Here is a 25550-nt window from a genome sequence, read left to right on the forward strand (position 1 = left end):
CGATGGCGGACGAACGGGCCCGGCACTTCCGCAGGCTGCGCAGGCTACGCAACTCGGCGCGGCGGTGGAGCGTGCTGGCCGGAGGGCTCGGCGGCGCCGCCGCGGTGCTGACCCCGTACGCCGGACTGGGTCTGGCGGACGCGGCCTGGGCCGGCGCCGCGGGCAGCGCGATCGCGGTGGCCGCCTGGCGCTGGGTCGACCACCGTGCGCTGGCCGCCGTGCCGCCACCGCCCGCCCTCGACCCGGCGGAGGCCGCCGCCCGCTCCCGCGCCCGGCTGGTCGCCGCCGTCGAGCGGCTGCCCGTCGGCCCGGGCGTCGTGGCCGAGGTACGCCGGGTCCGCTCCCGCCTCGCGCTGCGCGGCACCGCCGCGGCCGAGCCGTGGGCCCGGCTGGACCGGGCCGCGCTCACCCTGGCCGGGCTGGCCGGACGGCTGACCGGACTGGCCGAGCCGGCGGTCCGGGAGGCGGCCGAAGCCGATCGTTCACTGCGGGAGCTGGCGACCCGGGTGGCGAGCGTGGAACGCGCGGCGAAGCTGACCCCGCAGAGCACGCTGAACGAGGTGCACGCCACGCTGGTGGCCCAGTTGGAGGACGGGGTGGCCGCGTACGAGCGGCTGGTGGTGGCCGCCGCCGGTTACGTGGCCGAGGACGCCCGTCCGAACACGGAGCATCCGGCCGCCGCGCGCCTGACCGAGGCCACCGACCTGCTGCACGGCGTAGCCTCCGCCCTGGCCGAACTCCGCACCCCCTTGCGCGCCCCCTGACAGTTCCCCTCCCCTCCCCGCCCCGCCCCGGTCTCCCCGTTGATCAAGGAGTTTGTGTCCTCCCCGCAGCCGGATCCCGACACAAACCCCTTGATCACCGTCCAAGCGCGCCCGACCAGCGCGATCGATCATGAGGTTGACGGCAGTTTCGATCTCCATTTCGGCCGTCAACTTCATGATCGCCGGGCTCCGGCACTCCGGGGCGGCGTTCCGCCCGGCGCCCCTGCCCTCTCGCGCCCCGGCTTGCCGGCCCGCCCGCCACCCACCCCACCCGCGCCGCTCACTCCGGTGATCAAGGAGTTTGTGTCCTGATGCGCGCCTGATCCGGACACAAACTCCTTGATCACGGGGGAGGGAGGGGGCGGCGGGCGGGCGACCCACGGGCTCGATCATGAAGTTGGCGGTGGTGTTGATCTCTGAAACTGCCGCTAACCTCATGATCAACGCTCGGCAGGCGCATGGGGGCGGGGTCAGGTGGGGGTTGTTGTTCGGGCTGGGGGGGTCCAGGGGGACGTGCCTACGACGTTTGTCGCTCGTACCCGGTAGTGGTAGGTCATGCCTCGGGCCAGGCCGGTGTTGGTGAAGCCTCGGCCGGTCACGTGGAACGTCGCCGGTTCACGGGTGAAGGCGGCGTCGGTGGCGCGCTGCACGACGAAACCGGCGCCCGGTCCGGCCGGCGTCGGCGCCGACCAGGTCACCGTCACGCTGGCGGTGTCCGGCCCGGACACGCTCGCGGTGACGCTCACGCCGGTGGGCGCGACCGGCCGGGCCGGCGTGGTCACGGTGGCCACAGTCGACCAGGGCGAGGCGGCGCCCAGGTACGTCGTGCGTACCCGGTAGTAGTACGTGGTGTCCGGCGCGACGGCCGGGTCCACGTGGGACTCGCCCACGGCGATGGCCGTGGTGCCCGGACCGCTGGTGAACGTCGGGTTCGTGGCCCGCTGCACGTCCACGCCTGTGGCGAAGGAGTGGTTGGCCCAGCGCAGCGCCACCCGCAGCGGCCCGGTCGGCGGCAGCACCGCTGTCACCCGGGTCGGCGCGGACAGGTGCACCGCCGCCGGTACGGCGTTGGACCAGGACGAGCAGCTCACCGCGTTCTCGGCACGGATCCGGTAGTGGTAGGTGACGCCGGGGGTGACTGTGGCGTCGGTGTACCGGGTGGCGGTGGCGGCCACCGTGATCTCGGTCAGTCCGGTGGTGAAGGTGCTGTCGGTGGCGCGTTGCAGCCGGTGGCTGGTGGGTACGGGCCGGCTGCCGTTGCCGGTCCAGGTCAGCGCGATGGCGGGGAGCGCGGTGGCGCTGCCGGGTGCCGGGGTGGCGGTGAGGCCGGTCGGCGCCTTGGGTGCCACGCGCACCACCAGCGGCCGGCTCATGCCCTGGTCGCGGAGTCCGGCCGAGCGGGTCTGCCAGCGGTACTCCCAGCCGAGGTTGACCAGCTGGTTGACCACGACCGCGGGGCGGCCGTCGACCGGGCTGACCGGACCGGCGTCCAGCCGTGCGCCGGCCGGGCGGGTCGGGTCGAGCAGCCGTACGCTGTCGCCGATCTTGAACGGCAGGGCTGGTGGGACGGGACGCAGCGCCACCACGACGTCCTCCCGGGGGTTGACCCGGACGGTGTCCTTCCAGCCCAGCTCGCCCGGGTCGGGCGCGCGGACCGTGCCGTCCCAGCCGACCCGGTTGACGAGCTGTACGTCGCAGCCCTCGATGTGCACCGGATGGGTGCGCGGGGCGTCCCCGACGATCCGCCAGAGCTGCGTGCCGTCGCCGGGCGCGCCGACCGCCACCGCCGGGTCGGTGGCGTGCAGGACCTCGGTGGCCGGGTCGGCCGGTCCCAGCGGTAGCGTGGCCGGGGCGAGTGGTCCGGCGACCGGGTGGCCGACGCCGAGGCGCCCCACGGCGCGGCCGTGCCGGGCCTCGAACACCTGCCCGACCGACTTCACGGCCAGCGGCAACGTGACCGGGGCGGTCGCGCCCGCCGGGGTGAACGTGACCGAGGTGGCCCGCGCGGCGACGAGCGTCGGGCGCGGGGTGGAGGTGCCGATCGCGGTGTCGTACGCGGGTTGCGGCACGATCGGCGGCGGCTGGCTGCGGGCGTACGCCCCGGGTAGCCGCTCGGCGAGCCGCCGGGTGTCGTACGGCTGCGCGGGGGTGCCGGTGACCCGGATCTGGAGCAGGGTACGGGTGTTCGGGCCGTACCCGGGGCGGGTCGGCGGCAGACCACCGGCGGCGGTCCGGTCGGGTGCCCCGGTGTGGTGGTCGTAGCGGGTGTCGAACCGGGGCAGCGGCGCGGGGCAGTCGTTGTAGAGGATGAGCGTGCTGCCGGGCGGCACAGTGGAGAAGTCCACCACCACGTCGGCCCGTTCGCCGGGGGCGAGCAGCAGCGCGTGCCCGTCCACGTTGAGCACCGTCGGGTCCTGCCTGTCGTACCGGTAGTCCACCGGCCGGTTGGTCAGCACCACGGGGGCGGGGAGCAGGCCGCCCTCGTTGCCGATCTGGATCATCTCGGGTCCGGCGGCGGCCGGGTCGGGCACGCCGCCGTCGCGCCCGTCCGCGGGCCAGTACGCGGGCCGTCCGGGGGCGCGTACCGCCTCGACCATCGGCACCTCACCGGCGTCCGGGTCGGCCGGGCTGCCGTCCTCGGCCCACATCGGCGCGTCGGAGGCGGCCCGGTAGAGCTGGAGGTTGAGCGCGCGGTCCGCGCAGGCGTTGAGGATCCGGAACCGGTACGCCCGCGGCGCGACCTCCAGGTACGGGTATGCGACGCCGTTGACGAGCGGAGTGTCGCCGTACGCGTCGGGGACCGCCGACGGGTGCGGCACGCCCGGTACCAGCGGCGGCTCGTCCGGGTCGGTGTCGGGGTCGTGGTGCGGGTTCGGCACCGGGGCGACCCACGGGCTGGCGCCGCCGTCCGGGTCGTGGGTCCACGGTCCGTAGTCCCAGCGCCCGGTCGGGTTGGTGCCGGTGAGCCGGTACGGGTTCTGCCGCGGCTGGTAGACGTGCGGGTGCCACAGGCTGCCCTTGGCGCCCCAGCGGTCCCGGTCCCAGGTGGGGTCCTGGGCGGCGAGCTGCGCGTCGTCGGGTACGAACGTCTTGTCCTCGATCACCAGCGGGAGTTGGTCGGCGGGCAGCACGCCGTCGTCGACGAGCCGTTCCTCGGCCGGGTCGGTGAGCAGGTAGAGCGCGATCTGCCCGGAGTAGACGGTGAGCCGGGACAGGCCGAGCGTGTTGTCGTGCAGCCACATGAGCCGGCCGCTCTGGCCGTTCGGGAAGTACAGCGTGGTGGCGCCCGCGCCGGGCGGCGGCATGTCCGGCACCGGCGTCACACCCACACCCGTCGGGTACGGGGTGATCTCGCCGGCCGGGGTCAACCACTGCCACGGGTTGCCGGCGCTGATCCACCCGGTCTGCGCGCCGGACAGGTGCGGTACGGCGCGGTTCTGCGGGTACGGGGCGGGACCGTCGAGCGGTCCGGCTCCCGCGCCGTCGACCGTCTCGTCCACGGGCAGGAACAGCTCCCCGGCCCGTCCGGTGGGGAGCTGGTTGATGAACTTGATCCGCACCGGGCGGCCCCGCCGGGCCACGATCATCGGGCCGAGGTGCCAGGGGCGGTCGGGCGGGCCGACAGTGTTGTGCCCGGAGGCGTCGGTGCCCAGGTTGAGCTGGCGGTAGCCGCGCAGCCGGGTGGCGGGCAGGTCGCGGTGCAGGCGCTGCGCGTACTCCTGGAGGCCGATCTCGTAGTAGTCGCAGCCCGGCCAGGTGATGGTGTCCGGGACGGCGACGGGCAGGCGGGCGCCGAGCCCGGCGGTGGCCGGCTGCCCGGGGAGCGGCAGCGGGTCGACGAACTTGCGGATGCCGGTGCCGGGTACCGGGCGGCCGTCCGGGTCGAGCGTGGGCAGCGGGCTGGCGGCGGTGTTCGGCACCGGGCCGAACAGGCGCGGGACGGCGGCCGGGTCCAGGCTCGCAGGCGCCGGGCCGCCGCCGGGTTCCTCGTCACTGCCGCGAGCGGCCGGAACGGCGGGCGCGACGGAACCGGCCGGCGTCGGGTCACCGGTGGGCGCGGTCTCCTCGGCGATGGCGACGACGGCGGCGCGGTCCGGGCGTCCGGGCCGGCTGCGGCGGAACAGCACCATGGCTCTCCCCGGGGTCGGGGCGCGCCGGCCGACACCCCGGCGTGGCGGGCGTACGCGCTGCTGACGATCCGTGAGCGGTCCACCGCAGCATGCGACGTCACAGGGGTGAGGCGGAAGTACCCAATCGTCCCTATCTCGGCCGATCTTGGGCGTTTCGTGGAAGTTCCACGCCGGGCTGGCAGGCCGGACACCAGTAGGTGACCCGTTCGCCCAGTTCCTCCTTGCGGATGGCCGTCCCGCAGCGGCGGCACGGCTGCGCCCGCCTGCCGTAGACGTAGCTGGTCCCGCCCCGGTGCAGCACTCCTGTGGTGCTCTGCGTCCAGCGGCCCCGGTTGGCCGCGAGCAGCCGCTGGGCCAGCGCGACGGTGCCGGTCAGGTCCGGCACCGCGCCCACCGGCGTCCACGGCGACACGCCGCGCAGGAACAGCACCTCACACTTGTAGAGGTTGCCCACCCCGGCCAGGTTGCGCTGGTCGAGCAGCGCCTCACCGATTGTGCGGTCCGGGTCGGCCGCGAGCCGGCGGACCGCCTCGTCGGCGTCCCAGTCCGGGCCGAGCAGGTCCGGGCCGAGGTGGCCGACGAGCGACTCCTCCTCGGCCGTCGGCACCAGCGCCAGCTCGTGCAGGTGGTAGCCGACGGCGACGGCGGCGGGGGAGCGCAGCACCACCCGGATCAGGTGCGCGGGCCGTCCGCTCCAGCGCTCACCCGGGGCGTACGCCCGCCAGGCGCCGTCCATCCGCAGATGCGAGTGCAGCGTCCACGGCTCGGCGTCGGTGCGGGTGAGGCGCAGCAGCAGGTGTTTGCCCCGGCTGGCCGACTCGCGCACGGTCCAGCCGGTCAGGTCGGTGGTGGCGAGTTGCGGCACGCGGAAGTCGGACCCGGTGAGCCGGGCCCCGGCGAGCGCGCGTTGCAGGACGCGTGCGGTGTTCCAGACGGTGTCGCCTTCGGGCACCCGGCCATTGTCCCCCGGCCGAGCAGAATTCGCATGTGTCGCTATTTGTACTGAGGTTCCACTTGATCTGCGGAAACGCAACGATCAGGGGGTTCTGAGGAGAATGCTGATGGCACCTTCACGACGTCGTACCGTCGTCGCCCTGACCGCCCTGCTCACCGTGGCCGCCGGACTGCCCGGCACGCCCGCGTCGGCCGCGCCCCCGCCCACCGCCGTACCGTCCCGCGCCGCCGTGCCCGGCCCTGAACGCTGGTCCGTCGACCTCGCCGTCGCCGGCGGCGACGACGTCAACGTCGCCTGGCGGTCCGGCCGCCTGCGGCTCGCCGACCCCCGGCCCAACGCCCGCACCCGCCCGGCCGCCGTCGGCGGACCGGTCGCCGAGGGCATCCTGCTGTCCGCGCCGCGCACCCTGGACCGGCCCGCGACCCGGGTACGCGCGCAGTTCGCCGCCCGCACCGGCGACGGGGGTACGGCGGTGGCACAGGTACGCGGCTGGCGTGGCCGAGGCTGGACCGAGTGGCGCGACGCCACCGAGGCGGTGTTCGACGCACCGGTCAGCCGGGTGCAGGCGCGCGTCGTGCTGACCACAAGCGGCAGCGCGTCGGAGGCCACCGTCACCGGCCTGACCCTGGCCGCCGACAAGGTCGCCACCACGGCGGTCCAGCCGGCCGCCGCGCTCAAGTACCGGGTGTACGCGACCCGGATCGGCCTGGTCGGCGGCATCACCGCCAACGGGCACACGGTGCGTACCCGGGACCACTTCGCGGCGCTGCCCACCCGGCGCGGCCTGTCCCCGCGCAACACCGGCGACTACACCGTCAAGGTCTGCACGACGAACGGCAGCCGCTGCGAGTACGCCCCGGTGTGGGACGTCGGCCCGTGGAACACCCGCGACGACTGGTGGAACCCGGCGTCGATCAGGGAGAACTGGAAGGACCTGCCGCGCGGGCTGCCCGAGGCGCAGGCGGCGTACCAGAACGGCTACAACGGCGGGCGCGACCAGTTCGGCCGTACCGTCCGCAACCCGGCCGGGCTGGACCTGGCCGACGGGACGTTCTGGGACGGGCTGCGGCTCACCGACAACGCCTGGGTGGACGTGACGCTGCTGTGGACCGGCGGCGGGGCGCGGGCGGTGGTCGGCTCCGGGCCGCTGAACCTGCGCGCCGGGGCGAGCACCTCGTACGCGAGCCGGGGCCTGGCCGCCACGTACGCCCACGTGCCGGTGCAGTGCTACGTGACAGGGCAGCGGATCGCCGGCACGTACCGCACGACGACGAGGTGGTACCGCCTGGTGGGCGGCAACTACGTCAGCCACGCGTACCTGTCCTCGATCTACGGCGGCACAGTCCCCCGCTGCTGACGCCCCCGTCCCCGCTCGCCCGCCCGTCCCCCCTCTCCTCCGCGATCTTGCAGTTTCGGCCCTGCCCCGGGGGCATTCGCCCGTTATGCCGGGGCACCAAGTGCAAGATCGCGGGGGAGGCGGGTGATGGTGACCAGGGCGCCTGGGGTGGCTCGGATGGTGTCGGCGGCTCGGCCGGTGTTCACCGCTACCGCGACCTGGGCGGCGGAGTCGACGTAGACCACCAGGGCGCCGGGTTCCGCGTCGCCGAAGGTACGGCCGTGGACCGCCTCGTGGCCGTTCACCAGCACCCGGGACGGCAGGCCGTCGAGCAGCGTGCCCGGCGCGGCGAGCTGGACGTTGCCGAAGTGGTCGACGGTCAGCACCTCGGCGCTGAAGCCGCCGGGCTCGGTGCGTACCACCGGTTCCGGCAGCCGGACCAGCGTGCCCGGGTCCACTGCCGGCCCGGCCTCGGCCGGCGGCGCGCCGAGCGCCAGCCGGGCGGCCACCGGCGCGAACACGTCCCGCCCGTGGAACGTGCGGGAGACGACCGGGCCGAGCCAGTCCGGGTTGGTCAGTTCCACCGCCTCGGTCACTCCGCCGAGCGCCTCCGCGGCCGGGACCAGCAGCCCGTTGTCCGGCCCGACCAGCAGTCCGCCGGGCGCGGCGAGCGCGATCCCGCGTCGCGTCGTGCCGACACCCGGGTCGACCACCGCCACGTGCACGCCCCACGGCAGGTACGGCACCGTCTGCGCGAGTACCGCCGCGCCCCGGCGTACGTCGGCCGCCGGGATCAGGTGCGTCACGTCGATCACCCGGACGGCCGGGGCGAGCCGGGCCAGCACACCGTGGCACGCCGCCACGAACCCGTCGGACAGCCCGTAGTCGGTGGTCAGCGAGACACACCGCGGGGTGCCGTTCACGTGTTGCCCGCCCCGCTGAAGTGCCGCGCCAGGCGCAGCTCGTGGACCACCACGATCGGTCCGCCCCACTCCCGCTCGTGCAGCGCCGTCAGCGCGGCACGGTCCTCGTCGCGCGCCTGACGTACCCGGATCGAGGCCACCGGCCCACCCTACGTGCCCGCTCCCCGGAACTCCGGGCGGTCAGCCGCGCAGACGCAGCCCGCGCGGGGTGGCGCGGAAACCGGCGGCGGTGAGCGCGTCGCGCAGCGGGGACGCGTGCACGGCCTCGCCGTCGGCGCGTTCCACCGAGATCGCGCCGAGCGCACCGGAGTGCACCGCGTCGGCGAGTGCCTTGCCGGCCGCGGCGAGCGTGTCGGTGTCGTCGGTGAACGACAGGATCGTCCGGCCGCCCCGCTCCACGTAGAGCACCAGGTCACCGCCGACGAGCACGACAAGCGCGCCCGCCTTGCGCCCGGCCCGGTGGCCGGTGGCCGGTGCCGCGCCGTCGCCGGAGTCGACCACGCGCTCCGGCCAGGGCAGCGCCGCGCCGTACGGGTTCGCCGGGTCGGTGGCCGCGAGCACGACTGTCGGACCGCCCCGGCCCTGGGTGTCGTCGGCGAGCGCGCGGATGCGGTCCACCGCGCCGGGCACCGCGAACTGCGCCGCGCCGAGCCCTTCGACGAAGTAGCCGCGCCGGGCCGCCCCGCGTTCCTCCATCGCGGACAGCACCGGGTAGACCCCGGCGAAGCCGCCGGTGACCTGCTCGGCCACGACCGCGCCCCGGGTCACCACGCCGTGCCGTTCCAGCAGCAGGTCGGCGAGGGCGGCGGCGCGGCGGGTGGGGTCGAGGTCGCGGTCGGGCAGCCGGGACCAGCGACCGGCCATGGTGGGCGGACCGCCCCGGCTGGGCAGCGCCACCCGGCCCGGACGGCGGTAGCGGGTGCGCGGCGCCGACGGCCGGGACCGGTGTGCCCCGCCCGCGCCGAGCGCGGCGCGCAGCGGCGCGAGCGTGTCGTTGGTGAGGTGACCGGCCCAGACCAGATCCCACACCGCGCCCGACAGCGCGGCGTCGTCTGTGGCGCCGACCCGGTCGGACAGCGAGCGGAAGAACAGCGCCTGCCCGTCGGCGAGCGCGTCGAGCACCGACTCGTGCAGCGGGGTCAGCGTCAGTGCCTCCTCCGGCGGCGGGAGCAGCAGCGGCGCCACGTCGGCGTACGCGAGCGTCACCCACCCGTCGCCGCCGGAGATCGCGCCCGCGCCGGCCCACACCACCTCGCCGCCGGCGCACAGCTCGTCGAGCTGGGCGGGGGAGTAGTCGGCGACCCGGGCCGGGAGCACCAGGCGTTCCAGTGCGGACGCGGGCACGCTCACGCCCTGCAACTGCTCGACGGCGGCGGCGACCGCCTCGACGCCCCGCGCCGACGAGCCGACCTGCTGCCAGCGGGGCAGGAACGCGGCGAGCGCGCGCGGCGGCACCGGCTCGATCTCCCGGCGCAGGGCCGCGAGCGAGCGACGGCGCAGCATGCGCAGCACCTCCGCGTCGCACCACTGGGAGCCCACCGTGTCCGGGGCGAACTCCCCGGAGACCACCCGGCCGCCCGAGGCGAGCCGCCGCAGCGCCTGCTCCACCACGAACACGCCGAGCCCGAACCGGGCCGCGCAGGTGGCGGCCGCGAACGGGCCGTGCGTGCGGGCGTACCGGGCGACCAGGTCGGCGAGCGGATCGGCCACCGGCGCGAGGTACGCCTCGGCGACCCCGACGGGCAGCGCCACCCCGAGCGCGTCACGCAGCCGGGCGGCGTCCTCGACGACCACCCAGCGGTCCTCGCCGGCGATGCGGACCCGCAGCACCCGCCGGGCCGCCGCCAGCTCGTCGGTCCAGGACTCCGGGACTCCCCGCTCGGCCAGCTCGGCGCTGCTCAGGTCACCGACCACGCGCAGCAGCTCGACCACGTCCTCCGGGTCGCGGGGACGCCGCTGCTCGGTGAGCCAGCGCAGTTGGCGCGCGGTCTCGGCGAGCACCTCCGGGTCGAGCAGCTCCCGCAGGTCGACCCGGCCGAGCAGCTCGCCGAGCAGGCCGGAGTCGAGCGCCAGCGCGGCGGCCCGCCGCTCGGCCAGCGGGGCGTCGCCCTCGTAGAGGAACGCGCCGACGTACCCGAACAGCAGCGACCTGGCGAACGGCGACGGGCGTTCGGACTCCACCTCGACCAGGCGTACCTTGCGGGCGGCCAGGTCGCGCATCAGCTCGCCGAGGGCGGGCTGGTCGAAGACGTCCTGGAGGCACTCGCGGGCGGCTTCCAGCGTGACCGGGAAGTCGGCGTACTCGCGGGCCACGTCGAGCAGTTGCGCGGCGCGCTGGCGTTGCTGCCACAGCGGCTGCCGCCGCCGGGGGTCACGCCGGGGCAGCAGCAGCGACCGGGCCGCGCACTCGCGGAACCGGGACGCGAACAGCGCCGACGTGCCCACCGACTCCTCGACGAGCTGGGCGATCTCGTCCGGCTCGAACACGACAACGTCGGCGCCGGGCGGCGTCTCGGCGGTGTCCGGCAGGCGCACCACGATGCCGTCGTCGGAGGGCATGACCTGGGCGTCCACGCCGTACCGCTCGGCCAGCCGGCGGCCGATCGCCAGCGCCCACGGCCCGTTGACGCGCGCGCCGAGCACCGAGTGCACGGCGAGCCGCCAGTCGCCCAGCTCGTCGCGGAACCGTTCGACCACCACCGTCCGGTCGTCCGGCAGCGACCGGGTGGCCGCCTTCTGCTCGCGCAGGTAGTTCATCAGGTTGCCGGCGGCCCAGTCGTCGAGCCCGCCGGCCCGCAGCGCCGCGACCGCGTCGGCGTCGGACTGCCGCAGCAGCGCCCGGACCCGGGCGCCGATCGCCCGCCCCAGCTCGACCGGGCGGCCGAGCTGGTCGCCCTTCCAGAACGGCATCCGGGCCGCCTGACCGGGCGCGGGGGAGACGAGCACCCGGTCGGGGGTGATCTCCTCGATCCGCCAGGACGACGAGCCGAGCAGGAACACGTCGCCCACCCGGGACTCGTAGACCATCTCCTCGTCCAGCTCACCGACCCGCGCGGCCCGCTCCGCGCCGGCAAGGAACACGCCGAACAGGCCCCGGTCGGGGATGGTGCCGCCGCTGGTCACGGCGAGCCGCTGGGCGCCGGGCCGGCCGGTCAGGACGTCGGTGGCGCGGTCCCAGACCAGGCGGGGCCGCAGCTCGGCGAACGCGGTGGACGGATAACGCCCGGAGAGCATGTCGAGCACCGCGTGCAGCGCCGAGTCGGGCAGCTCCGCGAACGGCGCCGCCCGCCGGACCAGCACCGCCAGGTCGCCGAGCCGCCACGGCTCCAGCGCCACCATCGCCACGATCTGCTGGGCCAGCACGTCCAGCGGGTTGCGCGGGTAGTGCAGCTCCTCGATCGCCCCGGCGCCCATCCGCTCGGCCACCACAGTGCAGGAGAGCAGGTCGCCCCGGTGCTTGGGGAAGACGACGCCGCGCGAGACCGCGCCGACCTGGTGCCCGGCCCGGCCGACCCGTTGCAGCCCGGCCGCCACGCTCGGCGGCGCCTCGATCTGCACCACCAGGTCGACAGCGCCCATGTCGATGCCCAGCTCCAGGCTGGACGTGGCGACCACGGCGGGCAGCCGGCCGGACTTGAGCGCCTCCTCGATCTGCTTGCGCTCCTCCCGGGACACGCTGCCGTGGTGCGCCCGCGCGATCACCGCCGGCGCCCCGGCCGCCGCGCCGGACTGCGCCATCACCTCCGCCGGCTGCCGAGGCGCACGCACCGGCCCGGCGCCGTCGCCGGCCGGCGGGCCGTCGGCGCCGGGCAGCAGATCGGATACGCGCACCGGCTCCCCGCCCCGGGCCACGCGGCTGCCCTCCGGGGCGGACGCCGCCTCGACCTCCTCGGCGGCCAGCTCGTTGAGGCGGGCGCAGAGGCGTTCGGCGCTGCGCCGGGAGTTGGTGAACACGATCGTGGACCGGTGCGCACGGATCAGCGCGAACACGCGTTCCTCGACCGCCGGCCAGATCGAGGGGCGGCGGGGCGCGAGGCCGCCCAGGTCGTCCTCCGGCGGCTCCTGCTCGTCGAGGCGCGTCATGTCCTCCACCGGAACCTGGACGCTGACCTCGATGGTCTTGTTCGCCGGCGGCTGCACCACGTCGACCGGGCGCGCGCCGCCGAGGAAGCGGGCGCACACGTCGATCGGCCGGACGGTGGCGGACAGTCCGATCCGTTGCGCGGGCCGCTCCAGCAGCGCGTCGAGCCGTTCCAGGGACAGCGCCAGGTGCGCGCCGCGCTTGGTGCCGGCGACCGCGTGCACCTCGTCCACGATCACCGTGTCGACGCCGCGCAGCGAGTCGCGGGCGGCGGAGGTGAGCAGCAGGAACAGCGACTCGGGTGTGGTGATGAGGATGTCCGGCGGGGTGCGGGCGAAGGCCCGGCGCTCGTCGGCCGGGGTGTCGCCGGTCCGCATGCCGACGGTGACGTCCGGCGGGACCAGGCCGAGCCGGGAGGCGGCCTGGCGGATGCCGGTGAGCGGGGCGCGCAGGTTGCGTTCCACGTCGACGGCGAGTGCCTTGAGCGGGCTGACGTAGAGCACCCGGCAGCGGCGCCGGGGATCGGCCGGCGGCGGCTCCTTGGCGAGCCGGTCGAGCGACCAGAGGAACGCCGCGAGCGTCTTGCCGGAGCCGGTCGGCGCGACGACGAGGGCGTTGCGGGCGGCGGCCACCGAGCGCCAGGCGCCCTCCTGGGCCGGGGTGGGCGCGGCGAAGGCCGCGGTGAACCACTCCCGGGTCGCCGCGCCGAACTCCGCCAGCACCCCGCCTGACCTGCCTGACCCGCCCGACCTGCCCGACCCGCCCGACCCGCCTGACGGGGTCACCTCGTCCGCCACGCTCCCATCCTGCCGCGCGGGTGTGACATCCGGCCCGCCGCCGGACCGTTCCGTCCCGCCCGCAGCAGCCCAAGAATGGAATGGGCGATTATTCCGTTAAGTCTTACTTAACTGCTTGCTTGTGGGCTGCAACATAAAGTAACTTCACTCGCGATGCGGCGTGGGGTGGAGGCGTGGATGACCGTCGAGGAACGAGGCCTGGGCTCCGGAACCGACGTGCTTATCCGCAAGGTCGACAGTCGGCTGGCCGCGCTCCGCGCCGCGCTGCACGGTCCCGATCTGGAGCTGGCCGAGGAGCTGGCCGCGCGGCTGCGCGAGATGATCCTCGCGACCGCCCGGTCGAGTGCCGCCGACCGCGCCCGGGTCCGGGCCGCTGTGCACTACTTCGTCCAGCGCCGGGAGAGCCGGGACGCCCGGCTGCCGCTGCGCTCCCTGGTCGCCGCCCAGCGCGCCGTCGACCGCGCTGCCCGCCAGCTGGCCACCCCCAACGCCACCCCCTGACCCCACCCCTCCCACCGCCCCTCCTCACCCCCGCCACTTTGGTGATCAAGGAGTTTGCGGCGGATGCCGGCGCGTTCCCGGACACGAACTCCTTGATCACCGGGCGACGGGGCGGGCGCACGTCGGGTGGGCCGGTGAGGTGAGGGTGGGTTTTGGGGAAAACCGCCCGGTTCGGTGCCTCTGTGGCGTGTGATCGGTTGTGACACCAGCGTGTTCGCGCGCTGTCACCTCGACCGGGAGTACGCGTGCTCGTCCTGCTGATCGTGCACCTGGTGGCGGCGCTGCTCGCCCCGCTGCTGGTCCGCCGGTGGGGTCCGCGCGCCTGCCTGATGCTGGCGCTCGCCCCGGCCGCCACAGCGGTCTGGGCGGCGGCGCACACAGGGGCGGTACGCGACGGCGGCGCGGTGGTCGAGACGTACCCCTGGATCTCGCAGCTCCAGCTCGACGTGGCGCTGCGCGTCACGACGCTGTCCTGGCTGATGCTGCTGCTCGTCGGCGGCGTCGGCGCGCTGGTGCTGGTCTACTCCGCCCGCTACTTCCCGCCCGGGTCCACCGGGCTGGCCCGCTTCGCCGCCGTCATGGTCGCCTTCGCCGGGGCGATGCTCGGCCTCGTCGTCTCCGACGACCTGCTGCTGCTCTACGTGTTCTGGGAACTGACCACCGTCTTCTCGTACCTGCTCATCGGGCACGGCACCGAGCGCCGGTCCAGCCGGTGGGCCGCCGCGCAGGCGCTGACAGTGACGACGCTGGGCGGGCTGGCAATGCTCGTCGGGTTCCTGCTGCTCGGCCACCACGCCGGGGGCTACCGGTGGTCGGCGGTGGCGGCGGCGCCGCTGCCCGGCGGCGGGTACCTGGTCGTCGCCGTGCTGCTGATCCTCGCCGGGGCGCTGGCGAAGTCCGCGGTGTTCCCGTTCAACGCCTGGCTGCCGGTGGCGATGGCCGCCCCGACGCCGGTGAGCGCGTACCTGCACGCGGCGGCGATGGTGAAGGCCGGCATCTTCCTCATCGGACTGCTCGGCCCGGTGCTCGCCCCGGTCGACGGGTGGCGGCCGGTCACCGTGGTCGCCGGACTGGTCACGCTCGTCATCGGCGGCTGGGCGGCGCTGCGGCAGACCGACCTGAAGCTGCTGCTGGCGTACGGGACGGTCAGCCAGCTCGGCCTGCTCACAGTGGTGTTCGGCGCGGGCACCCCGAAGGCGGCGCTGGCCGGGGTGGCGATGCTGGCGGCACACGCCCTGTTCAAGGCGGCACTGTTCCTGGTCGTCGGCATCCTCGACCACGAGGCCGGCACCCGTGACCTGCGGGAGCTGTCCGGGGTCAGGCGGACCGCGCCGGTGCTGGCCGTCGTCGCCACGCTGGCCGCCGCCTCGATGGCCGGGGTGCCGCCGCTGCTCGGGTTCGTCGGGAAGGAGGCGGCGCTCGCCGCGTTCACCGGTGATCCGCTGGTGCTGACCGTGCTGGTGGTGGGCAGCGCGCTCACCGTCGCGTACAGCATCCGGTTCCTCTGGGGCGCGTTCGGCACCCGGCCCGGCACGCCGGACACCGAGCTGGCCCGCCCACCCGCCGCGATGCTCGTACCCCCGGCGCTGCTCGCCGTGGCCGGGCTCGCCGCCGGTCCGGCGGCCGGGTGGCTGAGCGGCCTGTTCGAGCCGTACGCCGAGCTGTTCGGACCGGTCGAGGAGCACCTGGCGCTCTGGCACGGACCCACGGCGGCGCTCGGCCTGTCCGCCCTCGTGCTGGCCGGCGGTGTGGTGCTGCACCTGGTCCGCGGCCCGCTGGCGCCCGCGCTGGCCCGGCTGCGCTCGCCGGTGGGCGGCAACCAGGGGTACGAGTGGGTGACGCACGCCTTCGACCGGCTCGCCATCGAGGTCACCGGCGCCACCCAGCGCGGCTCGCTGCCGCAGTACCTCGGCACGGTGCTGCTCGTGCTGGTGTTCGTGCCGGGCGGGGCGATGATCGCCACCACGCCGTGGCGGGTCGACCTGGCGCCCTGGGACAACCCGGCCCAGCTCGTGGTCTGCGTGGTGATCGCGGTCGCCGCGCTGCTCGCGGTCGGCGCGCGCCGCCGGCTCACCGCGATGCTGCTCGTCGGCGTGACCGGCTACGGCACCGCGATGATGTTCGTCCTCTACGGCGCGCCGGACGTGGCACTGACCCAGTTCCTGGTGGAGACCGCGACGATCGCCGTGTTCGTGCTGGTGCTGCGGCGGCTGCCGGAGCGGTTCTCGGCGCGGCCGCTGCGCCGCAGCCGCTGGGTCCGGCGCGGCATCGGGATCGCCGCCGGTGTGGTGATGGCCGGTCTGGCGCTGGCCGCGGCCGGGGCACGGCGGGCGCCGTCGATCTCTGCCGACTTCCCGGACCTGGCCTTGATCGAGGGGTACGGCCGCAACGTCGTGAACGTGACGCTCGTCGACATCCGGGCCTGGGACACGATGGGGGAGATCTCGGTGCTCGTGGTGACCGCGACCGGCGTGGCCAGCCTGATCTACGAGCGTTCCCGCACCGGGCCACGGCCCCGCCGTCCCCCACCGGCCGCGTTGCGCGCCGGGGACCGGCGCACGGTGTGGCTGCGCGGCGGGCAGACGCTGCCGGAACGGCGGCGCTCGATCGTGTTCGAGGTGGTCACCCGGCTGATCTTCCACACCGTCCTGATCTTCTCGCTGTTCCTGCTCTTCTCCGGGCACAACGCCCCCGGCGGCGGCTTCTCCGGCGGGCTCGTCGCCGGCCTCGCGCTGGCCCTGCGCTACCTGGCCGGCGGCCGGTACGAGCTGGCCGAGGCGGCGCCGGTCGGGGCCGGCACCGTGCTCGGCGCGGGCCTGGGCATCTCGGTCGGCAGCGGCGTGCTCGGCCTGGCGCTCACCGGTGAGGTGCTCCAGAGCGTCAAGGTCAACCTGTGGCTGCCGGTGGTCGGCGACTTCTACCTGGTCACGTCGCTGTTCTTCGACATCGGCGTGTACCTGGTGGTGGTCGGGCTGGTGCTCGACATCCTGCGGAGCCTGGGCGCCGAGGTGGACCGGCACGTGGAGGCGGCGGGCGAGGCGGGGCGCAGGTTGGTCGTCCAGCGCGAGGGTCAGTCATGACGCGCGGTGCGGCCGGGCCGACGCTGGTGCTGGTGCTGGCGGTCGGGGTGCTCGTCGCCGCCGGTGTCACGCTGCTGCTGGAACGCAGCCTGACCCGGATCCTGCTCGGCATCATCCTGCTCGGCAACGGCGTGAACCTGCTCATCCTGCTCGGCGGGCGGTCCGGCGCCGCCCCGCTCGTCGGTTCCACCTCGCAGGGCGAGATGAGCGACGCGCTGCCGCAGGCCATGGTGCTCACCGCCGTGGTGATCACGTTCGGGCTGACCGCGTTCCTGCTCGCTGTCGCCTACCGGAGCTGGTACACCAGCGGCGACGACGAGGTGCAGGACGACCTGGAGGACCGGCAGATCGTCCGGCTCGCCGAGAGCAACGAGGTGTCCACGGCCGACCTCGGCGGCGAGGGCCCGGACGAGGACCCGGAACAGGTCGACCCGGAGCCGGCGCGCCGCCGGCTGCACCGGGACGGTGAGAAACCATGAGCGCCCTCGTCCCGCTGCCGGTGGTGGTGCCGCTGCTCGGCGCGGCGCTCACCCTCCTGCTGTCCGGCCGCCCCCGCCTGCAGCGGTCGATCAGCGTGCTCTGCCTGTCCAGCGTCCTGGTGGTGGCGGCGGTGCTGCTGGTGCAGGCGTACCGGTTCGGGCCGGTGGTGGTGCAGGTGGGCGGCTGGCCGGCGCCGGTGGGCATCGTGCTGGTGGCGGACCAGCTGGCGGCGCTGATGGTGCTCGTCTCCTCGGCGGTGACGCTGTGCGTGCTGCTCTACTCGATCGGCCAGGGCCGGGGGGAGACCGGGGAGACCGCGCCGGTGAGCATCTTCCACCCCACGTACCTGGTGCTGACCGCGGGCGTGACGAACGCCTTCCTGGCCGGGGACCTGTTCAACCTGTTCGTCGGCTTCGAGATCCTGCTGGCCGCGAGCTTCGTGCTGATCACGCTGGGCGGCACCGAGGTGCGGTTGCGGACCGGATCGACGTACGTGGTGGTCAGCATCCTGTCGTCGCTGCTGTTCCTGTCCGCCGTGGGGCTGGTGTACGCGGCCACCGGCACGCTGAACATGGCGCAGCTCGCCGGCCGGCTGGACGCGCTGCCGTCCGGCGTACGCCTGACCCTGCAACTGACGCTGCTGCTCGCGTTCGGGATCAAGGCGGCGGTGTTCCCGCTGTCGGCGTGGCTGCCGGACAGCTACCCGACCGCGCCCGCCCCGGTCACGGCGGTCTTCGCCGGCCTGCTCACCAAGGTCGGCGTGTACGCGATCATCCGCACGGAGACGCTGCTGTTCCCCGGCGGCCAGGTCGCCACGCTGCTGATGGTGGTGGCCGGGCTGACCATGGTGGTCGGCATCCTCGGCGCGGTGGCCCAGTCGGACCTGAAGCGGCTGCTGTCCTTCACGCTCGTCAGCCACATCGGCTACATGATCTTCGGGGTGGCGCTGAGCAGCGTCGCCGGCCTGTCCGGGGCGATCTTCTACGTGGTGCACCACATCACCATCCAGACCACGCTGTTCCTGGTCGCCGGCCTGGTCGAGGAACGCGCCGGCAGCACCGACCTGCGCCGGATCGGCGGCCTGGCGCGGATCGCCCCGATGCTCGGCGTGCTCTTCTTCGTCCCCGCGATGAACCTCGCCGGCATCCCGCCGTTCTCCGGCTTCCTCGGCAAACTCGGCCTGCTCCAGGCCGGCGTGGCCGCAGGCGGGACGCTGCCCGCCGTGCTGGTCGCGGCCGGCACGCTGACCAGCCTGCTCACGCTCTACGCGGCCTCCCGGGTGTGGAACATCGCGTTCTGGCGGGCGCCCCGGCTGGCCACCACCAACCCGCCGGCCCGGCTGCCCGGAATGATGGTCGGGGCCACCACCGCCCTGGTGGCGCTGGGCGTGCTGTTCACGCTGGCGGCCGGGCCGCTGTTCCAGGTCACCGCGGACGCGGCCACCGACCTGCGCGAGCGCACCCCGTACGTGCGGGCGGTCCTGCCCCGGGACGTGCCGTGACCGACGACCTGCCCCCGGGCGGGGGCGCGACCGGTGATCCCGCCGGCGTACCCCGTGCGGCGCCCGCCCCGGACGCGCCGGTGCCGACCGTCGGGCGGGGCGGGCGGCGGCGGGACCAGGCGGTCGCGCTCGGCTGGCTGGTCGTCGCCTGGATGCTGCTGTGGGGCGACGTGTCCTGGGGCAACCTGGTCGCCGGCCTGGTGATCGGTGTGGCGGTGCTGCTGTTCTTCCCGCTGCCGCCGGTCACGTTCGGTGGCCGGGTACGCCCCCGCGCGCTGCTGGTGTTCGCTGCGACGTTCGTCGCGGAGCTGGTCAGCGCCAGCGTGCACGTGGCAGCCGTGGCGCTGCGCTTCGGCTACCGCCCGCGCGGCGCGATCATCGCGGTGCCGCTGCGCGTACGTACCGATCTCAACCTGGCGCTCACCGCCGAGGTGATCTCGCTGGTGCCGGGCACGCTGATCCTCGACGTCGACCGGGCCGCAGGCGTGCTCTACGTGCACGTGCTCGACGTACGCGGACCCGACGACCTGGCCGAGAGCCGCCAGCGCGTGCTCGCCGTCGAACGGCGCATCGTCCGCGCCATCGGATCTCCCGACGAGGTACGCCGGCTCGACCTCGAACCCGCCGAACGGAGGAACCATCAGTGACAGTCCTGCTCGCCGTCGCGTTGACCGTGCTGCTCTCGGCCACCGCGCTGCTCGCCCTGGCCCGGATCTACCGGGGCCCGTCCCTGCTCGACCGGGTCGTCGGCGCCGACCTGCTGCTGTCGGCGATGCTCGCCGCGGTGGGGGCGGAGGCCGCTGTGAACCGGCACGCCACCACGCTGCCCGTGCTGGTGGTGCTCTCGCTGCTCGGCTTCATCGGTTCGGTGTCGCTGGTGCGCTTCGCGGTCCGGGCTGAAGCGTGAGCGCGAGGAGTGAGCCGGTTCTGCGAGCCCCGCAGTCGCGAACGGAAGGAGGCTCGGCATGAGCGCCGTCGCGGACTGGGTCGGTGGGGTGCTGCTGCTGGTCGGGGCGGTGCTGGCCCTGGTCGCCGGCATCGGGCTGGTGCGCTTCCCGGACGTGCTGGACCGGATGCACGCGGCCACCAAGCCGCAGGTGCTGGGCGTCCTGCTGCTGCTGGCCGGGCTGGCGCTGCGTCTGCGTACCCCCTCGGATCTGGGCATGCTGGTCCTGGTGGCGATCTTCCAGCTCTCCACCGCGCCGGTGGCCGCGCAGATGATCGGACGGGCCGCGTACCGTTCCGGGCGGGTCGACCGGACGCTGCTGGACGCCGACGAGCTGGCCGGACGCTGAACCGGACGTGCGGGAGGCTTCCCGGCACCCTCAGCGAACGTCCAGCGGGTACCGATAAAATGGGCCGCATGATCGACTCTCCTGCCCCGGAGGGCAGCAGTAGCCGGCCGGGTAATACCCGGCGAATTCCCTCCCCGACGACCCCGGGAGCACTGAACCTCCCGTGTTGATCCTCGTCGGTCTCCTTCTCATCACCGTCCTCACCGCCGCCACCGGTTACTTCGTGGCCCAGGAGTTCGGTTACGTCGCCGTGGACCGGGGCAAGCTCAAGCAGCTCGCCGACGGTGGCGACCGTGCCGCGGCCCGGGCCCTGGAGGTGACCGGGCGGCTCTCCTTCATGCTGTCCGGCGCGCAGCTCGGCATCACAGTGACCGCCCTGCTCGTCGGTTACGTCGCCGAGCCGTACCTGGGTGCCGGGCTGGCCGACCTGCTCGGCGTGGCCGGGCTGTCCAGCTCGGTGTCGCTGCCGCTGTCGGTGGCCCTCGCCCTGATCATCGCCACAGTGGTGCAGATGGTCCTCGGCGAGCTGGCCCCGAAGAACCTGGCCATCGCGCGGGCCGAACCGCTCGCCCGGGCGCTGTCCCGGTCCACCCTGATCTACCTGAAGATCGCCGGTCCGCTGATCACGCTGTTCGACCGGGCCGCCGTACGGCTGCTCCGCCGCATCGGCATCGAGCCGATCGAGGAGCTGCCCAGCGGCGCCACCCCGCAGGACCTGGAACAGATCATCGCCGAGTCCCGGGAGGAGGGACACCTCGACGCCGAGATGTCCGACCTGCTGGACCGGGGTCTGGACTTCCGGGAGCTGACCGCCGGGGAGGCGATGGTGCCGCGCGTCGACGTGCACACCATCCGGGCCGACGAGCCGGTCAGCCGGATCGTCGAGCTGCTCGACACCGGCCACTCCCGGTTCCCGGTGAGCGGCGCCGAGGGCGTCGACGACCTGGTCGGCGTGGTCGGCATCGCCGACGTGCTCGGGGTGCCCCCGGCGCAGCGCGCGACCACCCGGGTCGACGCGGTGGCCGTACCCCCGTTGCTGGTGCCCGAGACGCTGCCGCTGCCGACGGTGCTGGACCGCCTGCGGTCCGGGCACCGGCAGCTCGCCTGCGTGGTCGACGAGTACGGCGGCTTCGCCGGCGTGATCACGCTGGAGGACCTGGCCGAGGAACTGGTCGGGCCGATCCGCGACGAGGACGACCCGCCGGACCGGGCCGCGGCCCGGCAGGAGGACGGCTCCTGGGTGGTCCCGGCGCGCTGGCGCATCGACGAGGTCGCCGACAGCACCGGCATCGAACTGCCCGAGGCGCCCGAGTACGACACGCTCTCCGGTCTGGTGATGCGGGAGCTGGGCCGGGTGCCCGAGGTCGGTGACCGGCTGGAGATCCCGGTCGCCACTGACGGCGACGAGCCGGCCGGCGGCCCGCGGGTGCTCGTCGAGGTGCTGGCGGTGGACCGGCACGTGGCCGACTCGGTGCGGCTGCGGCCCGCCGCCTCCGTGTCCGGGGAGGGTTCCGCATGAGCCCCGGATTCGCGTTGTTCTCCTCCGTGGTGCTGCTGGCGCTCAACGGGTTCTTCGTGGCCGCCGAGTTCGCGCTCGTCGCGTCCAAGCGGTACCGGCTGGAGCAGGCGGCGGCCGGTGGCGGCCGGGCGGCCCGCGCGGCGCTGGACGGCGTCCGCGAGCTGAGCCTGATGCTGGCCGGCGCGCAGCTCGGCATCACGCTGTGCACGCTGGGTCTGGGCGCGCTGGCCGAACCGGCCATCGAGCACCTGCTCAGCCCGCTGCTGCACGCGGTCGGCCTGCCCGAGGCGGTCAGCCACGTGGTGGCGCTGGTGTTCGCGCTGTCGCTCGTGACGTTCCTGCACCTGGTGGTCGGCGAGATGGCCCCGAAGTCGTGGGCGATCACCGACGCGGAGCGTTCCGCAATGCTGCTGGCGTTGCCGTTCCGGGCGTTCGCCCGGATCGCCCGGCCGGTGCTGTCCCTGCTCAACGGGCTCGCGAACGCGATGCTGCGCCTGTTCGGGGTGCAGCAGCAGGACCAGCTCGCCCAGGTGCACGGCCCGGACGAGCTGCGCATCCTGCTGGAGCAGTCCCGGGAGCACGGGCTGCTCGGCGCCGAGCAGCACCAGCTGCTGACCAGCATGCTGGAGCTTCAGGGCACCACAGTCGCCCAGGTCATGGAGCCGTTCGACCAGATCGTCACGGTGGGCCGGAGCGAGACCGCCGAGCGGATCGAGCACGTCTCCCGCGACAGCGGCCGGTCCCGGCTCGCCGTGGTCGACACCGGTGGTGAGGTGTGCGGCCTGGTGCACGTACGCGAGGCGGTGCGCGCCGTCACCACCGGCCGCCCGGCGACCGCGGAGGAGCTGATGACCAGCGCCTTCACGCTGCCGGCCGAGGCGTCGGTGACCGAGGCGGTGGCCGCCATGCGGGCGCGGCAGGCGCAGCTCGCGCTGGTGAGCAACGGTGGCGGGCCGACCCGGCCGATCGGGTTCGTCGCGCTGGAGGACCTCCTGGAGGAGGTCATCGGCGAGTTCGACGACGAGACCGACCCGGTGCCGCGAGGCCGCCGGATGCGCTGACCGTCGTGATCCGTACCGGCCCGGCGAGGTGGGACAACCACTTCGCCGGGCCGGCGTCTTTCCGCTTCCCGGCGTCGGCTTCGCCGGCCCGCGTCCGTTGCCGGCGGCCGGCGTCCGTTCCGGCCGGGCATGGCCGGGCGGGCAGCGGGAAAGCTCCGGCATGCGGTTGACCGGCGTGTCGCGGGACTCCGCCTGGACCGGGCTCTCGGTGAGCACCACGCTGCCCAACCCGAGCACCCGGCCGGGCCTGCGCCTGCCGGGCCGGGTGACGCTCGCCGCCGGTGGGTCGGACGTACCGGTCCGGCACATCCGGCTCGGCCTGGTCACCCAGGTCGAACCGGAGGACCCGGAGGCGCCGCGCCGCCTGGTGCAGTTCCAGACGTGGACGATCGCGGGCCGGTTCGTGGTGCCGGCCGGACGGCGGCGGGCCGTCGAGTTCGCCGTGCCGCTGCCGTGGGAGTCGCCGGTGACCACGTACGGCGGGGTGCCGCTGCTGAGCCTGCGTACCGGGCTGCGTACCGAGGTGTCGGTGGACCCTGAGGTGGACCAGGGCGCGATGGTCCCGGTGCTGATCCACCCGCTGCCCTCCCAGGAGCACGTGCTCGCCGCGCTGGACACGCTCGGCTTCGCGATCCGCCAGGCGGGGCTGCGCGAGGGACGGCTGCCGGGGGTGGAGCAGACGCTGCCGTTCCAGCAGTGGTACGGCTTCTGGGCCGCCCCGCTCTACGCCGGCCCGATGACCGAACTCGAAATGATCATGCTGACCGACTCGGCCGGCGTGGAGGTGCTGCTCTGGCTGGACCGGCGGCTCTCCCTGGCCGGGATCACCCACCAGAGCATCAGCCGGTTCCGGGTCTGGCACGCCGGTGCCGATGAGCGCGACTGGGTGGCCACTGTGGACGGCTGGCTGCGGCACGCCATCGACAGGCACGCGGCCGCCGCCGCGCACGCCGACTGGTCGGCCACGATCCGCGAGTCGGCGCACGTCAGCCGCCCGCCGGACCGTCCGGTCGCGCCGGGTTACGGCCTCGGGGGTACGGCCGGCGGCGCGGGCATCGGCGGTGGTGGCGGAGGCGGCGACGGCACGTGAGCGCGTGAGCGTGCACGTGCGTGTGCGCGTGCGTGTGCGTTGTTAAGAAGGGGCCCTTCCTCTACCGGAGGCGTTAAGAAGGGGCCCTTCCTTACACCTCAGCCGGCGGCGAGCTTGAGGCTGAAGCCGAGGAACAGCACCGCGACGGCAGTCGTGCCGCTCGCGGCGAGCCGCCGGCGCTGCCGGAACTGGGCCGCCAGATACGTGCCGGTGAAGATCAGCACGGTCAGGTAGAGCGCGCTCGCGACCTGTGCGATCAGCCCGAGCAGCAGGAACGACAGCGCCGGCCACGCGTACCCGGGGTCGACGAACTGGATGAAGAACGAGACGAAGAACAGGATCGCCTTCGGGTTGAGCAGGCTGATCACCAGCGCCCGGCGGAACGGCTCCCGCTGTTCCGCCGGCTCCACCTCGTCGATCAGGCGCGGCGTGGCCGGGTCGTTGCGGTCGCGCCAGCGCCGCCACGCGCCGCGCAGCATGGCCAGCCCCAGATATCCGAGGTACGCCGCGCCGGCGTACTTGATCACCAGGTAGAGCGGCGGATACGCCTGGAGCAGCGAGGCCACCCCGGCGGCGGAGAGCACCATCAGCACCGCGTCGCCGACGAACACCCCGGCCGCGGCCCGGTAACCGGTGGCCACGCCCCGGCGGGCGGCGGTGGCCAGCACGAAGAGCGAGTTCGGGCCGGGCAGCAGCACGATCGCCACGGTGCCCAGCACGTACGTCCAGATGTCGGTGATCCCCAGCACGCCGGACATCATGACGCCGCGGGTGCCGTCGGGCGAAGCCTTTCCCGCAGGCTGACCTGTGCCTTCGGCCACTCCTGCGCGAGCATCGAGTACTGGACGGTGTCCCGCCAGGAGCCGTCGGCGCGCTGCTTGTGCCGGCGCAGCACGCCCTCCCGGCTCGCGCCGAGCCGTTCGATGGCCCGCTGCGAGCGTTCGTTGCGGATGTCGGTGTGCCAGACCACCCGGACCGCGTCCAGGTCGTCGAAGGCCCGGCCCAGCAGCAGGAGCTTCGCCTCGGTGTTGACGCCGGTACGCCACCACGGGCGGCCCAGCCAGGTGTAACCGATCGCCACCGACCGGCGGACCGGGTCGATCTCGTAGTAGGAGGTCGTGCCGATCACCGCGCCGGTGACGGCGCAACGCTGGGTCCAGCACACCTGCTCGCCGCGTTCCTGTGCGTCCAGGTAGGCGGCGACCACCTGGCGCATCCCGGCGGCGTCGGCGGGCTGCGTACCGCCCAGGTGCCGCCACACCTCCGGGTCGGCGGTGGCGGCGTACAGCTCGTCGGCGTGGGCGAGGTCGAGCGGCTCCAGCACGACGTGCTCGCCGCGCAGCACCGCCGGCTCGTGCCACGGCGAGCGGGCCGCACGCAGGTACGCCGGCACCGGCGCGATCACCCCGGGCGCGGGTTCGGGGCGGCCCGGCGTGAGCCGCAGCGGAACCACACCGGCCCAGTACGGCAGCGCCTCGTCGGCCGGCTCGTCGTTGACGCCGCCGGTGCGCATCCGTACCGACACCTCGCGCAGCGGCAGCGCCAGCACGGCGGTCTCGGCCAGTTCGCGCCGGTTCGGCGGGCGGCTGTCGGCGGACCGACCGGCGGCGACCTTCTCCACGAGCGCGGTCAGCACCGCGGCCTTCTCGCCGCCGTCGTCGACCAGGTGGGCGGTGCCGTGCGCCACCACCGACCGGTAGTTGGCGCTGTGGTGGAACTGGGAGCGGGCGTAGATCAGCCCGTCGAGGTGGGTGACGGCGACGCAGACCCTCAGCCCGGCCTCGCCCCGGGCGGCGAGCAGCGGCCGGCTGCCGGTGGACCCGTGCAGGTAGAGCGTGTCTCCGATGCGCACGTGCAGGGTCGGCAGGACACGCGGCTCACCGTCCACAGCGAACGCCAGCGCGCAGTGGTACGCCTCGTCGAGCAGCGCGTGCGCGGTGGCCCGGTCGTAGTGCATCCGGTCGCGGGTGCGGGTGGCGGTGGTGCGTTCGGTCGGGGCGTACACGTGACATCCCACCTTTGTTCTAGTACAATCTC

At 74.4% G+C, this 25550-nt stretch carries 19 protein-coding genes; 12 read left to right on the forward strand and 7 right to left on the reverse strand.

Annotated features, from left to right (window positions below; genetic code table 11):
- Positions 1-2 precede the first annotated feature (2 nt).
- Positions 3-764, forward strand: a complete 762-nt coding sequence (gene pspM / locus MICAU_RS07545; RefSeq protein ID WP_013284703.1) for a phage shock envelope stress response protein PspM — start codon at positions 3-5, stop codon at positions 762-764.
- Between the two features lie 470 nt (positions 765-1234).
- Here the strand turns inward: pspM and MICAU_RS07550 are convergent, their stop codons facing one another.
- Together MICAU_RS07550 and MICAU_RS07555 are read right to left on the reverse strand one after the other, a co-directional pair.
- Positions 1235-4894, reverse strand: coding sequence for a fibronectin type III domain-containing protein (locus MICAU_RS07550; protein WP_013284704.1), 3660 nt, complete (start codon positions 4892-4894; stop codon positions 1235-1237).
- 130 nt (positions 4895-5024) lie between these two features.
- Positions 5025-5846, reverse strand: coding sequence for a DNA-formamidopyrimidine glycosylase family protein (locus MICAU_RS07555; protein WP_013284705.1), 822 nt, complete (start codon positions 5844-5846; stop codon positions 5025-5027).
- A gap of 109 nt (positions 5847-5955) precedes the next feature.
- Here MICAU_RS07555 and MICAU_RS07560 point away from each other — a divergent pair, with 109 nt between their 5' ends.
- Positions 5956-7206, forward strand: a complete 1251-nt coding sequence (locus MICAU_RS07560) for a DUF8814 domain-containing protein (RefSeq protein ID WP_013284706.1) — start codon at positions 5956-5958, stop codon at positions 7204-7206.
- Between the two features lie 83 nt (positions 7207-7289).
- On the opposite strand, the gene MICAU_RS07565 is transcribed toward MICAU_RS07560, so the two are convergent.
- From MICAU_RS07565 to MICAU_RS07570, 3 genes are read right to left on the reverse strand one after another with little or no spacing between them, the layout of a single operon-like run.
- Positions 7290-8108, reverse strand: a complete 819-nt coding sequence (locus MICAU_RS07565; RefSeq protein ID WP_013284707.1) for an SAM hydrolase/SAM-dependent halogenase family protein — start codon at positions 8106-8108, stop codon at positions 7290-7292.
- Positions 8105-8248, reverse strand: a complete 144-nt coding sequence (locus tag MICAU_RS32640; RefSeq protein WP_013284708.1) for a hypothetical protein — start codon at positions 8246-8248, stop codon at positions 8105-8107. The genes MICAU_RS07565 and MICAU_RS32640 overlap by 4 nt, the downstream gene beginning before the upstream one ends.
- Positions 8249-8288: 40 nt before the next feature.
- Positions 8289-12911 carry an Lhr family helicase gene (locus MICAU_RS07570; protein WP_041798860.1) on the reverse strand — a complete coding sequence of 1541 codons (4623 nt, stop codon included), beginning with the start codon at positions 12909-12911 and terminating at the stop codon, positions 8289-8291.
- A 252-nt stretch (positions 12912-13163) separates the two neighbouring features.
- Here MICAU_RS07570 and MICAU_RS07575 point away from each other — a divergent pair, with 252 nt between their 5' ends.
- The 10 genes from MICAU_RS07575 (at position 13164) to MICAU_RS07620 (ending at position 23513) form a co-directional block, all read left to right on the forward strand.
- Positions 13164-13487, forward strand: coding sequence for a hypothetical protein (locus tag MICAU_RS07575; protein ID WP_013284710.1), 324 nt, complete (start codon positions 13164-13166; stop codon positions 13485-13487).
- A gap of 245 nt (positions 13488-13732) precedes the next feature.
- The gene (locus MICAU_RS07580; RefSeq protein WP_013284711.1) at positions 13733-16567 is read left to right on the forward strand and encodes a Na+/H+ antiporter subunit A; all 2835 of its coding nucleotides are present in this window, start codon (positions 13733-13735) and stop codon (positions 16565-16567) included.
- Positions 16564-17046: a Na(+)/H(+) antiporter subunit C gene (locus tag MICAU_RS07585; protein WP_013284712.1), complete on the forward strand. Its 483-nt coding sequence runs from the start codon at positions 16564-16566 to the stop codon at positions 17044-17046. Before MICAU_RS07580 ends, MICAU_RS07585 begins: the two co-directional genes overlap by 4 nt.
- Positions 17043-18548: a Na+/H+ antiporter subunit D gene (locus tag MICAU_RS07590; RefSeq protein WP_013284713.1), complete on the forward strand. Its 1506-nt coding sequence runs from the start codon at positions 17043-17045 to the stop codon at positions 18546-18548. Before MICAU_RS07585 ends, MICAU_RS07590 begins: the two co-directional genes overlap by 4 nt.
- Positions 18545-19195, forward strand: coding sequence for a Na+/H+ antiporter subunit E (locus MICAU_RS07595; protein WP_013284714.1), 651 nt, complete (start codon positions 18545-18547; stop codon positions 19193-19195). Before MICAU_RS07590 ends, MICAU_RS07595 begins: the two co-directional genes overlap by 4 nt.
- Positions 19192-19455, forward strand: coding sequence for an MrpF/PhaF family protein (locus tag MICAU_RS07600; RefSeq protein ID WP_013284715.1), 264 nt, complete (start codon positions 19192-19194; stop codon positions 19453-19455). Before MICAU_RS07595 ends, MICAU_RS07600 begins: the two co-directional genes overlap by 4 nt.
- 58 nt (positions 19456-19513) lie before the next feature.
- Complete coding sequence (gene mnhG / locus MICAU_RS07605) at positions 19514-19843, forward strand: monovalent cation/H(+) antiporter subunit G (RefSeq protein WP_013284716.1); 330 nt, start codon at positions 19514-19516, stop codon at positions 19841-19843.
- Between the two features lie 163 nt (positions 19844-20006).
- Complete coding sequence (locus tag MICAU_RS07610) at positions 20007-21362, forward strand: hemolysin family protein (protein WP_013284717.1); 1356 nt, start codon at positions 20007-20009, stop codon at positions 21360-21362.
- A complete protein-coding gene (locus MICAU_RS07615) occupies positions 21359-22423 on the forward strand; it encodes a hemolysin family protein (RefSeq protein WP_013284718.1) in 1065 nt (354 codons plus the stop codon). The genes MICAU_RS07610 and MICAU_RS07615 overlap by 4 nt, the downstream gene beginning before the upstream one ends.
- A 160-nt stretch (positions 22424-22583) precedes the next feature.
- A complete protein-coding gene (locus tag MICAU_RS07620) occupies positions 22584-23513 on the forward strand; it encodes a sporulation protein (protein WP_013284719.1) in 930 nt (309 codons plus the stop codon).
- 98 nt (positions 23514-23611) lie between these two features.
- Here MICAU_RS07620 and leuE read toward each other — a convergent pair whose 3' ends face one another.
- Positions 23612-24274 carry a leucine efflux protein LeuE gene (gene leuE, locus MICAU_RS07625; protein WP_013284720.1) on the reverse strand — a complete coding sequence of 221 codons (663 nt, stop codon included), beginning with the start codon at positions 24272-24274 and terminating at the stop codon, positions 23612-23614.
- Positions 24271-25518, reverse strand: a complete 1248-nt coding sequence (locus tag MICAU_RS07630; protein ID WP_013284721.1) for a bifunctional pyridoxamine 5'-phosphate oxidase family protein/GNAT family N-acetyltransferase — start codon at positions 25516-25518, stop codon at positions 24271-24273. Before MICAU_RS07630 ends, leuE begins: the two co-directional genes overlap by 4 nt.
- Positions 25519-25550: the final 32 nt, after the last annotated feature.

It is taken from the genome of Micromonospora aurantiaca ATCC 27029, from assembly GCF_000145235.1.
Lineage (GTDB): Bacteria > Actinomycetota > Actinomycetes > Mycobacteriales > Micromonosporaceae > Micromonospora > Micromonospora aurantiaca.

Coding starts and splice junctions, on each gene's coding strand:
- MICAU_RS07575 (WP_013284710.1), top strand. CDS start 13,164: ATGACCGTCGAGGAACGAGGCCTGGGCTCCGGAACCGACGTGCTTATC.
- leuE (WP_013284720.1), bottom strand. CDS start 24,274: ATGATGTCCGGCGTGCTGGGGATCACCGACATCTGGACGTACGTGCTG.
- MICAU_RS07615 (WP_013284718.1), top strand. CDS start 21,359: ATGAGCCCCGGATTCGCGTTGTTCTCCTCCGTGGTGCTGCTGGCGCTC.
- MICAU_RS07590 (WP_013284713.1), top strand. CDS start 17,043: ATGAGCGCCCTCGTCCCGCTGCCGGTGGTGGTGCCGCTGCTCGGCGCG.
- MICAU_RS07560 (WP_013284706.1), top strand. CDS start 5,956: ATGGCACCTTCACGACGTCGTACCGTCGTCGCCCTGACCGCCCTGCTC.
- MICAU_RS07550 (WP_013284704.1), bottom strand. CDS start 4,894: ATGGTGCTGTTCCGCCGCAGCCGGCCCGGACGCCCGGACCGCGCCGCC.
- MICAU_RS07620 (WP_013284719.1), top strand. CDS start 22,584: ATGCGGTTGACCGGCGTGTCGCGGGACTCCGCCTGGACCGGGCTCTCG.
- pspM (WP_013284703.1), top strand. CDS start 3: ATGGCGGACGAACGGGCCCGGCACTTCCGCAGGCTGCGCAGGCTACGC.
- mnhG (WP_013284716.1), top strand. CDS start 19,514: ATGAGCGCCGTCGCGGACTGGGTCGGTGGGGTGCTGCTGCTGGTCGGG.
- MICAU_RS07585 (WP_013284712.1), top strand. CDS start 16,564: ATGACGCGCGGTGCGGCCGGGCCGACGCTGGTGCTGGTGCTGGCGGTC.